Source organism: Humibacter sp. (assembly GCF_051954055.1).
Lineage (GTDB): Bacteria > Actinomycetota > Actinomycetes > Actinomycetales > Microbacteriaceae > Humibacter.
Genome location: NZ_JBQCIE010000122.1, coordinates 25,725 through 40,251, shown reverse-complemented (window position 1 = coordinate 40,251; position 14,527 = coordinate 25,725). Strand labels below are relative to the sequence as shown.

General features: G+C 67.6%; 11 protein-coding genes. 7 read left to right on the top strand and 4 right to left on the bottom strand.

Annotated features, from left to right (window positions below; genetic code table 11):
- Window position 1 precedes the first annotated feature (1 nt).
- The gene (locus ACTHNC_RS16150) at window positions 2-952 is read right to left on the bottom strand and encodes a carbohydrate ABC transporter permease (RefSeq protein ID WP_440295645.1); all 951 of its coding nucleotides are present in this window, start codon (window positions 950-952) and stop codon (window positions 2-4) included.
- A gap of 3 nt (window positions 953-955) precedes the next feature.
- Window positions 956-2,299, bottom strand: a complete 1,344-nt coding sequence (locus ACTHNC_RS16145) for an extracellular solute-binding protein (protein WP_440295644.1) — start codon at window positions 2,297-2,299, stop codon at window positions 956-958.
- A gap of 259 nt (window positions 2,300-2,558) precedes the next feature.
- Between ACTHNC_RS16145 and ACTHNC_RS16140 the strand changes: the two genes are divergently transcribed.
- Window positions 2,559-3,545, top strand: a complete 987-nt coding sequence (locus tag ACTHNC_RS16140; protein WP_440295643.1) for a Gfo/Idh/MocA family protein — start codon at window positions 2,559-2,561, stop codon at window positions 3,543-3,545.
- On the top strand, window positions 3,542-4,561 hold the full coding sequence (locus ACTHNC_RS16135) for a Gfo/Idh/MocA family protein (protein WP_440295642.1): 1,020 nt from the start codon (window positions 3,542-3,544) through the stop codon (window positions 4,559-4,561). Before ACTHNC_RS16140 ends, ACTHNC_RS16135 begins: the two co-directional genes overlap by 4 nt.
- A 58-nt stretch (window positions 4,562-4,619) precedes the next feature.
- Here the strand turns inward: ACTHNC_RS16135 and ACTHNC_RS16130 are convergent, their stop codons facing one another.
- Window positions 4,620-5,837, bottom strand: a complete 1,218-nt coding sequence (locus ACTHNC_RS16130) for an ROK family transcriptional regulator (protein ID WP_440295641.1) — start codon at window positions 5,835-5,837, stop codon at window positions 4,620-4,622.
- A gap of 168 nt (window positions 5,838-6,005) precedes the next feature.
- On the opposite strand from ACTHNC_RS16130, the gene ACTHNC_RS16125 reads away from it, so the two are divergent.
- The 3 genes from ACTHNC_RS16125 to ACTHNC_RS16115 all read left to right on the top strand — a co-directional run bounded on the left by ACTHNC_RS16125 (window position 6,006) and on the right by ACTHNC_RS16115 (window position 9,191).
- Entirely contained in the window at window positions 6,006-8,207 is a 2,202-nt protein-coding gene (locus ACTHNC_RS16125) for an NADP-dependent isocitrate dehydrogenase (RefSeq protein WP_440295640.1), read from the top strand.
- Window positions 8,208-8,358: 151 nt separating this feature from the next.
- Window positions 8,359-8,811 (top strand): GNAT family N-acetyltransferase, encoded by a 453-nt coding sequence (locus ACTHNC_RS16120; RefSeq protein ID WP_440295639.1) that lies wholly within the window; start codon window positions 8,359-8,361, stop codon window positions 8,809-8,811.
- An 11-nt stretch (window positions 8,812-8,822) separates the two neighbouring features.
- On the top strand, window positions 8,823-9,191 hold the full coding sequence (locus ACTHNC_RS16115; RefSeq protein ID WP_440295638.1) for an MGMT family protein: 369 nt from the start codon (window positions 8,823-8,825) through the stop codon (window positions 9,189-9,191).
- Window positions 9,192-9,208: 17 nt separating this feature from the next.
- Here ACTHNC_RS16115 and ACTHNC_RS16110 read toward each other — a convergent pair whose 3' ends face one another.
- Window positions 9,209-11,164 (bottom strand): glycoside hydrolase family 35 protein, encoded by a 1,956-nt coding sequence (locus tag ACTHNC_RS16110; protein ID WP_440295637.1) that lies wholly within the window; start codon window positions 11,162-11,164, stop codon window positions 9,209-9,211.
- Window positions 11,165-11,357: 193 nt separating this feature from the next.
- Here ACTHNC_RS16110 and ACTHNC_RS16105 point away from each other — a divergent pair, with 193 nt between their 5' ends.
- A complete protein-coding gene (locus ACTHNC_RS16105) occupies window positions 11,358-12,398 on the top strand; it encodes a LacI family DNA-binding transcriptional regulator (protein ID WP_440295636.1) in 1,041 nt (346 codons plus the stop codon).
- Between the two features lie 230 nt (window positions 12,399-12,628).
- Window positions 12,629-14,488 (top strand): RICIN domain-containing protein, encoded by a 1,860-nt coding sequence (locus ACTHNC_RS16100; protein WP_440295635.1) that lies wholly within the window; start codon window positions 12,629-12,631, stop codon window positions 14,486-14,488.
- Window positions 14,489-14,527 lie beyond the last annotated feature (39 nt).

The following is a 14,527-nucleotide window of genomic DNA, read 5'->3' as shown; positions in this document are numbered from 1 at the left end:
GTCAGTCGACCTCCGGCTTGAGGGCGCGGATGTAGATGATGGAGAACACGCCTCCGATGATCAGCATCACGACGGCGATGGCGGTGCCGAGGCCCAGTTGCGAGAACTTGAACGCCTCCTGATACGCGAGCACGGGAAGCGTCGAGCTGGAGGTGCCTGGACCGCCTGCCGTCATGATGTAGATCAGGCCGAAGACGCTCAACGTCTGCAGCGTGGTGAGCATCAGGTTGGTCGAGATGCTCCGGCGGATCATCGGGATCGTGATGTAGATCAGCCGCTTCCACCCGCTCGCGCCGTCCAGCTCAGCCGACTCCGTGACCTCCTCGGGCACCTCCGTGATCGCCGCGGAGTAGACCATCATCGAGAACGCCGTGCCGCGCCAGATGTTCGCCAGGATCACGGATGCCATCGGCAGCACGTAGAGCCAGTCAGGGCCCTTCAGCCCGGCGACCGACAGGATGGCGTTGAGTGTGCCGCCGCCGTTGAAGAACGCGTAGCAGCAGAACGCTCCCACCACCTCGGGAACGACCCATGACGTGACGACGAGCGTTCCCACGATGCCGGTCAGCACCTTGTTGCCCGAGCGCATGAGCATGGCGAGCGCCAGGCCGAGCACGTTCTGGCCGATGATCGCGCTGCCGACGACGAACAGGATCGTCAGCCAGACCGATTTCAGGAAGTCGGGGTTCTGGAACAGCTGGATGTAGTTCTGCAGGCCGACGAATTGGGAGCTCTCGGCCGCGGCACCGGTGAGCGCCATGTTGGTGAACGACCCGTAGAACGCCTCGACCACCGGGCCGAGCAGGAAGATCGCGACCAGCACCATGGATGGAAGAAGAGGCAGTGCGCGTACGAAAGTGCGGCGAGCGCGGTGCGGGCGGGAAGAGGAATCCCCTCCCCGCCCGGTCGCGCCCGTCGTCACGGCGGTGTGCGTGAGCGACGTCATGGTCATGCGCTATTTCGTGACCACGTTCTTAGAGCCGCCGACCGCTTGAGGCAGCGCCTGGTCGTACGCCTTTTGCGCCTCGGCGGACGTCTGCTGGCCCGTCATGACCGACTCCATCGCCACCTGGATGTTGTTCGACACCGCGGGGTACGACGAGGTCGCTGGACGGAAGTGCGTGATCTTCACGAGATCGGCGAAGAACGCGTTGGTCGGGTTCGACTTCACGTAGGCCGGGTCGTTCGCCACATCCGTGCGCACCGGGATGTTCTGGTTGCTCGTGGCGTAGAAGAGCGAGTTGTCCTTGTTGAGCGCCAGCGAGATGAAGTTCCATGCCGCCGTCGGGTTCTTCGACTTCGAGCCGAGGGCGAGGGTCCATCCACCCGACAGGCTGGTCGCACCGGGAGCGGCGCCATCCTGCGTCGGCATCTTCGCCTCCCCCATCACGGAGTTCCAGTCCTTCCACGGCGCCACGCCCGCGTTGCCCCAGTTGCTGGACACCCAGGAGCCGTCGAGGCTGATGCCGAGCTTGTTCTGCGACAGCAGCGCCGGCGTCTGATTCGACCAGTTCGGGTCGAGCGCTTGCTGCGCCGTCGGTCCGAGACCGCCCTGGTAGACATCGTGGATGAACTGCAGCGAGTCCTTGAATCCGGGCGACCCCGCGACCCACTTGCCGTCGCTCGTCGTCAGCTGGTTCTTGGTGCCGTAGAGCAGCATCTCGAAGCCCTGCATCGTCGATCCCTCACCGGTGCCCTTGCCGGAGTAGATGTTGAACGGGATCACACCGGGCTCGGATGCCTTGATCTTCTTCGCGGCGTCGAGGATGTCGTTCCACGACTTCGGCTGCCAGGGAACCGTGATGCCGGCCTTCTGCAGGACGGTCTTGTTGTACCAGAGCGCCCGGGTGTCCGTGCCCATCGGGATGCCGTAGAGCTTGCCGTCCGCGCCCTCACCGGCCTGCCGCGCGTTGGCGGGGAACTGCGACCAGTCGCTCCACTTCTTCACGTAGCCGTCCAGGGGTGCAAGGTAGCCGGCGGCCGCGTCGGACTTGATCAGGAACGTGTCCTCGTAGAGCACGTCCGGCGCGGTCGCGGCCGACTTGTTCATCAGCGCGAGCTTCGTGTAGTAGTCGTTCTCCGCCGCCTGGATCGGCACGAGCTTGGCGGTGTAGCCGGGGTACTTCTTGTCGTATTGCTGGGCGATGCGGGACATGTAGTTCTGCATCTGCTTGCCGCCGTACGACTCGTAGGCGATCTTGATGGTCTTGCTACTGCTCCCGCCCGCCGACGAGCATCCCGTCAGCGCCGCGGCAGCGACCACACCCACCGCAATGGCGGAGATGATCCTCTTCTTCATGATGCTCCTTCGCCTCATGGTGCAAGGGGTGCCGGGCCATCCGCTCGGCACGATCGTCGTTAGTAAATCATCTGCATTTATTACTGTCAACATGTCACGACAAAGTTCTCGAATGTCGCCCATGCGGGGGTCAGGACCGACGATTCGACCGCCCGACTCCCGCCCAGTCGCGCCGCGCGCCGCAATTCATCAAGTAACTTGACTGATTGCCGCACTGCTCGGGATGATGTGCTGCACAACCGAATGAATGGAGACGACGATGTCAGCCGATGGCCGACTCAGAGTGGCCGTGCTCAGCTTCTGGCACGTGCACGCCGGGGACTACGCGAAGACCGCAGCGCAGCATCCGCAGACCGAGCTCGTGGCGGTGTGGGACGACGACGAGGCTCGGGGACGGGAGGCAGCCGCAGAGTTCGGCGTCGACTTCGAGTCGGACCTCGACGCACTGCTGGCCCGTGACGACATCGACGCCGTCACGATCACCACGTCGACGAAGGATCACCGCGATGTCATGCTGAAGGCGGCGGGCGCCGGCAAGCACATCTTCACCGAGAAGCTGCTCGCCCCGACCGTCGAAGAGGCCGAGGAGATCATCCGAGCCTGCGACGAGCACGGTGTGAAGCTGATCGTCTCCTTGCCGCGGCTGTACCACGGATACACGCAGGCGGTGAAGGATGTTCTCGCCGACGGAGCGCTCGGCACCATCACGTACTCCCGTGTGCGGCTCTCGCACGACGGGGCCGTCGCGAACTGGCTGCCTGAGCGGTTCTACGATCCCGAGCTCACGTTCGGACTGGCCATCGCCGACCTCGGATGCCACCCCGCCTATCTCACGCAACTCTTCCTGGGCGCTCGGCCGGCGACGATCTCCTCGACGTACACGCACGTGACCGGCCGCGACGTCGAGGACAACGCGGTCGTCGCCGTCACGTACGACGACGGCACGATCGGCGTGATCGAGTCGGGCGTCGTCTCCCCCGACCCGTTCCTCATCGAGATCGGCGGGACGAACGGATGGCTGAGCTACTCGGAACGCGACCGTCACGTCGCGCTCGCCCTCAAGGGCGGGGACACCGAGACGATTCCCGTGCCGGAGGACCTGCCGACCGCGTTCGACCAGTGGGTCGAGCACATCCGCGACGACACCCGAGCGGACGACAACCTGAGCCGCGCCGTCGAGCTGACCAGGCTCGTCGTCGCCGCGAACCACGCAGCACGAACAGGAACCAAGGAGGACTATCGATGATCAGGATCGGTCTGATCGGCGGCGGCGGAATCGCCGACGCCCACATCCGCGGGTATCGCGCCCACAGCGACTCGATCACGGTGGTCGCGGTCGCCGACGCCTTCGAGGAGACGGCGCAGCGCCGCGGAGCCGAGCTGGACGCCGCGCCGTACACGGACTACCGCCAGATGATCGTCGGCGAGCAGCTCGACGCCGTCGACATCTGCCTTCCGCACCACCTGCACGCCGACGCGATCGTCGCCGCCGCCGAGGCCGGCCTTAACGTGCTCTGCGAGAAGCCGCTGTGCCTGACCGCCGAGGAGGCGCGGCGGGTCAATGCGGCGGTCGCCGAGAGCGGCATCACGTTGATGTGCGCGCACAATCAGCTGTTCCTGCCGGCGGTGGCGAAGGCGAAGGAGCTGCTGGAGGCCGGCACCATCGGCACGGTGTACGAGGTGCGGACCACGGACTCGTTCTACAACGACTTCGATCCGGCGAACATGGGCTGGCGTGCGCACGCCTCGACCTCCGGCGGCGGCGAGCTCATCGACACCGGCTACCACCCCAGCTATCTCTTGCTGCATCTCGCAGGAGCCAGGCCGATCGAGGCGACGGCCATGCTGTCGACGCATCGGCTCAAGTTCATGGAGGGCGAGGACAGCGCCCAGGTGCTCATCCGCTTCGAGGGCGGCGTGGTCGGACAGCTCGTGACGAGCTGGGCGTACGAGCCGGCGACCTCGACCGAACGGTTCTCCGTCGTCGGTGAGCTCGGATCGCTCACGAGCGACGGCACGACGGTCAGCTATCGGCTCCGGGACGGCCGCGAGGAGTCGTTCTCCTTCGAGCCGGTCGACACGTTCGTGGCCGAGATCGGCGCCTTCGCGCAGTGTCTCGCCACCGGCTCCCGTCCCCCGCACACCGAGGATGAGGGCATCCAGGTGCTCGGGATGCTGCTCGCGGCGTACGAGAGCGCGCGCGGCAAGACCATCGCGCCCGTGCTGGACGTGCTGCGGCCGGCGGCCGCCGTGCTGAGTTGAGAGCGCAGCCGAGCTGAGCTCTCGTCGCTGGCCCTCCGCCGCGTCCCGTTGCGGAGGGTCAGCGACTGATCAAGAACGACTGCGGCCTCGGCGACAGCCGGTCGTCGAGCACGAGGCACGCGGCGCCGATGGCGGCCACGTCTTCGCCGATCGACGACTCGCAGAACGTGATGGGGTGCGGCAGCGTGTACGAAGGCGACCCCATCACGAGCGGGGGCACGCGCTTCAGGAACGCGTCCCGCATCGGCGCGAAGAACGGACCGCCGAACACGACGCGGTCCATGTCGAGAAGGTTCGCGAGGATCAGCAGGCCCTCGGCAAGGTCGCCGACGGCCGCGCCGACGATCCGCTGGGCACGTGGGTCGTCGGTCATCCCCGCCAGTTCGGAGAAGGCGGCGCCGACCTCCGCGGTCGTCATCGAGTCCGCGTCGCCCGCGATGATTCCGGCATCGATCGCGTCGCCGACCAGGAGCCTCGGCATGATGGAGTTCCCGAGCCGCCAGCGCCGGTGACCGGTCTTCGGCACCCCGCCCACGATCACGCTGCCCACGTCGCCGGCGTTGCTGGAGAACCCGCGGATGACCTCGCCCCTTGAGACCATGCCGAGACCGATCCCTGTGCCGCAGTAGAAGAACACCATGTCGTTGCGCTCGCCTGCGGTGTCCATCCACAGCTCCGCGACGGCCGCAGCCGTGACATCCTTCTCCAGGATCACGGGCATGCCGAGCGCTTGCGCCAGGTCGTCGCGGACGGGCACGTCGTGCCATCCGGTCAGGAGAGGCGGGTTCAGCACGACGCCGGAGACCATGTCGATCGGTCCGGGGGCGGCGATGCCCGCGCCCATCACCCTCGAGTCATCCACTCCGGCCTCGGCCAGCAGCGACTGGACCCCGCGCACGATGCGGGTGATCGTGCGCGACGCCTTCGCCGTCGAGGTCGTGCGGAGTCGCCGATGCGAGACCACACTGCCGGCGAGGTCGAGGAGCACGATCGTGATGACGGAGGGGTCGAGGTGGATGCCGACCGCGAGACGCGCCATGGGGTCCAGCCGGAGGATGGTGCGCGGCTTCCCCACGCCGACTCCACGCGTCCCCGCCTCGACGACGAGCCCCTCCTGGATGAGCCGGCGCACGATGTTCGTGACCGTCTGCGCGGACAGCCCCGTGCTGTTCGCCACCTCGACGCGGCTGACCCCGTCAGGGGCGCGGCGGACCGCGTCGAGGATCACCGCCTGGTTGTAACCCCCGACGGCAGGAAGGTTGCTTCCCGCACGCATCGCAAGTCCTGTCATCACCCGGTCGCGCCGGACGGCGCGTCTGCTGAGACTATCGCCAGACGGCGTCTGCGAGCAGCGCCGGTGTCGGGTATCGTCTAAACCAGACGATTTATCTTGACGTCAAGATTGTTTTCTCCGCCATACCGCCGATTGGAGCGTGCTGACGCGATGGCAAAGATCATCTACACCCACACCGACGAGGCTCCGCTGCTGGCGACGTACTCGTTCCTGCCGATCGTCTCCGCGTTCGCGGAGAAGGCCGGCGTCGAGTTCGAGACCCGCGACATCTCGGTTGCTGGGCGCATCCTCGCGCAGTTCGGGCTCGCCGACGACGCGCTCGCGGAGCTCGGCGAGCTGACCGGCTCGCCCGACGCGAACATCGTCAAGCTGCCCAACATCTCGGCATCCATCCCGCAGTTGAAGGCGGCGATCAAGGAGCTGCAGGAGAAGGGCTACGACGTTCCCGACTACCCGGACTCGCCGGTCACGGACGAGGAGGCCGAGATCCGCGCGAAGTACTTCAAGGTCATCGGATCCGTCGTGAACCCCGTGCTGCGCCAGGGCAACTCGGACCGCCGCGCACCCCAGTCGGTGAAGGCGTACGCGAAGAAGCATCCGCACACCAACAAGGCGTTCGCCGACGGCTCGAAGACCACCGTCGCCACCATGGGCGAACACGACTTCAAGAGCAACGAGAAGTCCGTCACCATGGCCGCAGACGACACGCTGACGATCGTGTTGGAGACCCAGGACCGCGAACAGAACGTGCTGCTCGAGCAACTGCCGGTGAAGGCCGGAGAGGTGGTCGACGCGACTCACCTCTCCGCTGAGCACCTCGACGCGTTCCTCGCGAACGCGCTGAAGCGGGCTCAGGCCGAGAACGTGCTGTTCTCCGTGCACCTCAAGGCGACCATGATGAAGGTCTCCGACCCGATCATCTTCGGCCACGTCGTGCGCGCCTACTTCAAGGATGTCTTCGACACGTACGGTGCCGACCTCGCCGCCGCCGGCATCTCGGCGAACGACGGGCTCGGCGCCATCCTCTCCGGCATCCAGTCGCTGCCGAACGGCGACGAGATCCGTGAGGCGATCGACCTTGCACTGGCCGGCGGCCCGCGCCTCTCGTACGTCAACTCGGACAAGGGCATCACGAACCTGCACGTGCCCTCCGACGTGATCATCGACGCATCGATGCCCGCGCTCATCCGCAACGGCGGCAAGCTGTGGGACGGCGAGGGACGCGAAGACGACACCCTCGCGGTCATCCCGGACTCGTCCTACGCGGGCGTGTACGCCACGGTCATCGAGGATGTGAAGAAGAACGGCCCGCTCGACCCCGCCGTGATCGGCTCGGTCTCCAACGTCGGCCTCATGGCGCAGGCCGCCGAGGAGTACGGCTCGCACAACAAGACGTTCGAGATCCCCGTCGCCGGCACCGTGAAGGTGCTGAACAAGGCGGGCGACGTGCTGCTCGAGCACGAGGTGGGCGCCGGCGACATCTGGCGCGCATGCCAGACCAAGGACGTCCCGATCCGCGACTGGGTGAAGCTCGCCGTCGCTCGTGCCCGCGCCAGCCGGACGCCGGCGGTGTTCTGGCTCGACGAGACCCGCGCCCACGACGCGCAGCTCATCGCAAAGGTGCGCGAATACCTCGCCGACTCCGACCTCGTCGGAGACACCGACGGTCTGACGATCGAGATCCTCGCACCGGAGCTCGCCACCGCGTACTCCCTGGAGCGGATGCGCAAGGGCCAGGACACGATCTCGGTGACCGGCAACGTGCTGCGCGACTACAACACCGACCTGTTCCCCATCCTCGAGCTCGGCACCTCGGCGAAGATGCTGTCGATCGTGCCGCTGATCGCCGGCGGCGGCCTCTTCGAGACCGGTGCGGGCGGCTCGGCTCCCAAACACGTTCAGCAGCTCGTGCAGGAGGACTACCTGCGCTGGGACTCGCTCGGCGAGTTCTTCGCGCTCGTGCCCTCGTTCGAGAAATATGCGGAGCAGGCGGGGCGCCCGGCCGCGAAGGTGCTCGCCGACACGCTCGACCGGGCGACGGCGACGTTCCTCGACGAGGACCGCAGCCCCGGCCGCAAGCTCGGCACCATCGACAACCGTGGATCGCACTTCTACCTCGCGCTGTACTGGGCGCAGGAGCTCGCCAAGCAGACGGATGACCCGGAGCTTGCTGCCGTGTTCGCGCCGCTCGCGGAGGCGCTCACCGAAAAGGAGTCCACCATCGTTGAGGAGCTCGTCGCGGTGCAGGGGCAGCCGGCGGACATCGGCGGCTACTACCTGCCCGACCCGGAGAAGGCGAGCGCCGTGATGCGCCCTTCCGCCACCTTCAACGAAGCGCTCGCGGCGTTCTGAGCGGCCTTAGCACCTATCCGAATTGTGGACGCTTCCTGCCGCTGCAGGCGGGCGCGAGCGACCACAAGCGTCCACAATTCTGCTCGATGCCCTCTGCCGCCCTCTACGGCCGCGACTACCGTGGGCACAGCACACCGGATAGCCTTTTGCCATGGCTGAGCTGCGTCTTGAGGAATTGTCCGCGTCGAACATCTCTGCTGCGAACGCGTTGACGCTCAAGCCGGGCCAGGAACAGTTCATCACCCCGGTGTCGTACTCGGCGGCGGCAGCGGTGAACGATCCGAACATGACGTGGCAGCGCGTCGTGGTCGACGGCGATCACGAGGTCGTCGGCTTCATCATGGGCAGCTTCGACCCGGATGCCGACGACGAGTTCCGCTCGATCCTCTGGCGCATCAACGTGGACGCCGAGGTGCAGGGTCGCGGCATCGGCCAGTTCGCCGTCGACGCGCTCGCCGACGAGGCGCGGGGGCGCGGGCAGGACAGGCTCTACGTGATCTGGGAGACCGGTGAGCTCGGCCCAGAGGCGTTCTTCCTCCGCACCGGGTTCACCCCCATCGGCGAGACGCAGTACGGGGAGACCATCGGCGCACTGGACCTCTGAGTCCTCGTCGCATGTCGGCATCGAACGCGCAGCAGCGGATGCCCGAACCCGCCGAAGGATTCGTCGAGGCCGTCCTCGAAGTGGTGGCGGACATCCCGCCGGGTCGCGTCATGACGTACGGGCAGATCGCGGCGCTCCTCGGTTCGCGGGGTGCGCGCGTCGTCGGCAACGTGATGGCCAGGTACGGATCGGACGTTCCGTGGTGGCGGGTGATCAGGGCATCCGGCCAGCCGCCCGCCTGTCACGAGGGCAAGGCGCTCGAGCACTACCTCGACGAGAGCACGCCGCTGAAGGGCATGACCGGCGAGCAGGCGTCGCGTGAGGATGCCGTCGACCGCTACCGCGTCGACCTCGCGTCCGCTCGCTGGTCGCCGATCTGAGGTTCCGTCCTCTCCGCTCAGAACGTCTCGACGTATTCCTCGCTCTGCCCGAGCTCGGCGTGGTCGCGCAGCTCGAGCGAGTCGCCGCGGTGCTCCAGCTCAAGCACCGTGATGGTGTTCTCGCCGGCGCGCAGCAGCGGCGCAGGCACGTAGAGCGTCTGCTGCGGGCCGATGTTCCAGTAGCGACCGAGCAGGAAGTCCCCGATCCACACAAAGCCCTTCCCGAACCCCGGAAGCGCGAGGAACGTGTCCGCCGGTGCGCCGAGGTCGAGGTGTGCGGTCGCGAAGCCGCCGGAATCCGCTGCCGGTGTCGGATCGCCATCGGCGTGCCCGTTCATCCGCCGGCGCAGCTCGTCGCCGGACCACTCGTCGAGCGGGAGCGGCGTGGTGTGCCAGCCACGAACATCCACCCCGTCGACCTCGACGCCGCCGAGGATGCCCTTGCCCTGCCCGAGCAGCGGCCCGTAGTTGATGCGGCCCTGGTTCTCGACCAGCAGCTCCAGGCGGGCGACTCCGCCGCGGGCGGACAGCGCGAGCTCGCCCGTCTCCGTGTCGATCACGCCCACGCGCTTCCCGTCGAGGAACACAACCGCTCTGTCGTGCAGGCCGGTCACGCGCAGGACGCGCTCGCCCGCCGGCAGCGTCGGGTGGGCGCGATAGAGCACGATTCCGGCACCGAGACCGAGCTGCTCGAAGCTCGGCGGGCGGCTGGATGCCTGCGCTTCAGCCGCACTGGATCGCAAGGCGGCGAGCAGTCCCGCGCCTCGGACGACCGGGATCGTGCGCGGCCGCAAGGTGGCAGGCGCTGGCTCGAACGAGGTGGAATCCGTGCAGGCGTCCGGCCAGAGCGCCGAGCGGATCGCGAAGTACTTGGGAGTAAGGGCGCCGTTCTCGGCGATCGGCGCATCCGAGTCGTAGCTCGTCACGGTGGGCTGCAGACTGCCCTCGCGATTCGCGCCCTCCTTGTCATTCGCGCCCTGCTTATCATTCGCGCCCTGCTTGTAGTTCGCCCCCGCCCACAAGCCGAAGTTCGTGCCGCCGTGCGCCATGTAGATGCTGACCGAGCCGCCGGTCGCGACGATGCTCTGGACGTTGTGCGCGGCATCCGCCGCCGAACGCACGTGATGCCGCTCACCCCAGTGGTCGAACCAGCCGTTCCAGAACTCCGCGCACAGGAACGGTTCCCCGTCGCGGCGGGCGCGAAGCAGCGCGGCAGCCTCCTCCGGCTTGGAGCCGAACGTTGCCGCGGCCAGCACGCCGGGGATCGAGCCGCCTTCCTGCATGCGCTGGGTCGGGCCATCCGCGGTGAACATCAGCTCGGTGATCCCGCGGTCGCGCAGCGCGTCGTGCACCCACTGCAGGTACTCCTGATCGGCGCCGAAGCTGCCGAACTCGTTCTCCACCTGCACAGCGACCACGGGACCGCCGGCGGATGCCTGCAACGGCACGAGGCGCGGGACGAGCACGTCGAACCAGCGTTCCACGGCATCCAGGTACTGGGGGTCGGTGCTGCGCAGGCGGATGCCGGGCCGTGCGGACAGCCAGGCGGGCAGGCCTCCGTTGTCCCACTCCGCACAGATGTACGGGCCGGGACGCACGGCCACGTCGAGGCCGGCGTCCTGCGCGAGGAGCAGGTATCGCTCGATATCGCGCCAGCCGTCGAACCGAGGTTCGCCCTCCACCCGCTCGTGGAAGTTCCACGCCACGTAGGTGTCGAGCGCGTTGACCCCGAGGTCGGCCAGGCGCGCCATGCGGTCCTGCCACAGTGCAGGATGCACGCGGAAGTAGTGCATGCCCCCCGCGATCACCTGGTGCGGCCGGCCCTCTCGCAGGAGCACGCCGTCGGCATACGTCAGCGTCGCGGTCGCCGGTAGGGGCGACGTGGGACCCGCTGACGACACAGCGCGGGTTGCAGGGACGATCGCTCGGTCCGCGAGCGCAGTCGCGTTCGGGGTCGGGAGAGTCTGCGACATGGTGCGACTATGTCACAGTATTGATATCGATAACAACAGCCGCGTCCCCCTCCGTTCGGGCCACACTGGCCTCGGGACACGGTGGGCGCACCCGAGATCCGGGCGATGCGTTCTGTCGGGCCGTAGTATCGATCATCCGTGAGGAGACCTCCCATCGCATGAGCAGCACGACGAGCAGCGCGCGGAGCGCCGCATGACCGGAACCGCCTCGAAGCAGGATGAACCGGCGACGCCACGCGCACCAGGCATGACCGATGTCGCTCGCCTCGCGGGCGTCTCGGCGCAGACGGTCTCGCGCACGCTGAGCGGGCATCCTAACGTGCAGGCGGCGACTCGCGCAAAGGTGCTCGCAGCCGTCGAGCAGCTCGGGTACCGCCGGAACAACGCGGCACGTGCTCTGTCATCCGGCCGCAGCCGCACCCTCGGCGTCGTCACCTTGCGCATCGGGTTCTACTCGCGCACCGCACTCGCCGTCGGCATCGAGGCGGCGGCCGCCGCGGCAGGCTATGCGGTGAACACCGTGACCACGCCGTCGCTGGACGCCTCCGCCATCGAGGAATCGATGTCGCGCCTGGCCGACCAGGGCGTTGAGGGCATCGTGCTCGCGGTGCCGCTCATCGAGTCCAACAGGGCGATCGACGAGCTCACCCGGTCGCTGCCCACGATCACGATCGACGGCTCCCGCACTGAGTCCACCGAGGTGGTCGCGATCGACCAGGCGGAGATCGGCAGGATCGCCACCCAGCACCTGCTCGACCTCGGGCACGAGACCGTCTGGCACGTGGCGGGCCCGCAGCGCTGGCTCGACGCGGCCAGCCGCAGCCAGGGCTGGCGCGAGGCCCTGTCGCAAGCCGGGCTGCAGCCGCCGCCGGAGCTGACCGGCGATTGGTCGCCGGCATCCGGATACCAGGCCGGCCTCATTCTGGGACGGATTCCCGAGGTGACGTCGGTGTTCGTGGCCAGCGACGAGATGGCGTTCGGCGTCATCAGGGCGCTCGACGAGCTCGGGCGACGCGTTCCCGACGACATCTCGGTTGTCGGAGTCGACGACATCTCGCTCGCCGCGTACTGCTCCCCCGCGCTGACGACCGTCGCGCAGCCCTTCGCCGACATGGGCCGCCTGGCCGTCGAGCACCTGCTGCGGTACATCGCCAAGCCCGACACCGTTCCGCCCATCGAGACGATCGAGCCGCAACTCGTGGTGCGCGCGTCGACCGCGGCGCCGCGGCGCTGAGGCGTCGTTAATCGTTCCTGGAACTGAGGCGTTGTCACCGCTACCACGAGCGTGTGCTCTCTGAACTCGTGGTCCCTCGGCTCACTGCACGCCCCTTGTGTTATCGATGCCAATCGGCGTAGCGTTTTCGGCGTCGCGCCCCCACGGCCGACGGTGAAGTCCACGACGGAGCCCGGCGATCGCCGAGCGCCACATCAACGAAGCCCCGAACAACGAAGTGAGGAAGGGCCATGACTCTCCGCATCCGATATCCGCAACGCCTACGGCGGCCGCTGCTCGGCGTGCTCGCCGTCGTCGGCACGGCCGCGCTCTGCCTGAGCGGTGGTCTCGCCGCGAACGCCGCGACCTCGTCCACCGGCACGGATGCCGGCTCCTCGAGCCCGCAGTACACGGTGAGCACGGGGTCCCTCGGAACGTTCGACAACCCGGACGACACCCCGGCGAGCCCGTTCATGGACTCCAATGGTGCGTACTACTACAGCGAGTCGCACGCGCTGTACGGCGCAAGCGACCCTCGTCAGTGGCAGTTCTACACCGGCACCACTATCGACGACGCCCAGCCGGACGCCGCGCTCGACAACGCGGTGGATCCGAACGACCCGAGCGATAAGAACAACGACACCACGGTGCGCTGCAACAACAGCCCCACGGGTCTCACCGCGACGTATGCGCCCGCCGGCTCCGGCTACTCGCAGCGCAACTACTGCGACCTCACACAGCAGTGGGTCGACCCGGATACGGGCGACTGGTACGGGCTGGTGCACAACGAGTTCACGCCGCAGCCGTTCGGCGACGGACTGCACTTCGACTCCATCGACTACGCCGTCTCGAAGGATCACGGACACACCTGGACCATCGAGGGCCACGCGATCACCTCGCCGTACAGCACGACCCGCGGCGACACGGCGGCCTTCCCGCAGCAGACGTACTACTACGGCGACGGCGACCCGCGTATGTATGTGGACACGGCATCCGGATACTTCTACGTCTATTACGGCTCACGCGTGGTGAACAAGGGCGGCGGCTGGGTCGCGTTCTACGAGCACGTGGCCCGGGCGCCGATCGCCGACAAGATGGCGACCGGGTCGTGGCAGAAGTTCTACGACGGCCAGTGGAGCCAGCCGGGCGTCGGCGGCAAGGAGAGCAACCTCATCCCGGTGTCGTCGTCCAACCCGAACGGCTACACGCCGCCGTCGAAGGAGTACAACCCGAACACGCCGGGCACGGCGCAGCAGCAGATCGCCGCGGGTCTGACGCCTCCGACTTCGCCGCTGTTCGTGATGGACATCACCTACGACGCGTACCTCGGCCTGTACATCGGCGAACCGCAGAATCCGGACCAGAGCGGCAACGCACCGCAGCAGTACTACGCCACGAAGAGCCTCGCCACCCAGAAGTGGTTCCTGCTCGGAGACTCCGGCAGCTCGTTCGAGACCGCATCGTGGTACCGGTGGTTCATCGACCCGGCCAATGCGACCAGCACGTCGATCGTGGGCAAGACGTTCCGCTCGTACTGCGCATGGGCGTGCGAGGGCGGCGCGTACGCGGACTACGCGAACATCACGGCGGACTCCACCGCTCCCGCCGCACCGGTCAAGACGTCGATCTCGTACCGCATCGCCACCGGCAATGGCCTGGAGCTCTCGCAGGTGCCCGGGCAGTCGGCGACGAAGGCGACGGGTGCCGGCCACTCCGCGCTCGGAGCGTGGCGGTTCACGGCGACCGGCGACGGCGCGTACACGATCACGAACGTCGGGACCGGGCAGCTGCTCGGCGTGGACTCGAGCTCGACGTCGAATCGGGCGTGGGGCACGGCTCTGACGGTGCGCGCCGCGACGACACCGACGGTCGGACAGCAGTGGTTCGTCGTGCCGGACACCTCGGCCGCAACCGGGGAGACGACCGGCACGTTCCGGCTCGTCAACCGCTACAGCGGGCTCGTGCTCGCCCTGACCGGGAACGGTGCCGCGGCGCAGAGCGCACCGGGCCGCACCTGGGATGCCCAGGCATCCGACGCGGTCGACACCGCACCCCTGGAATCGCAGCAGACCGTGTCGCTGATTGCGACGCCGGCAGGAGGCCGCCACTGATGCGGTAGAGCACCTTTCCGATCACCGCGTTGGCGGCAG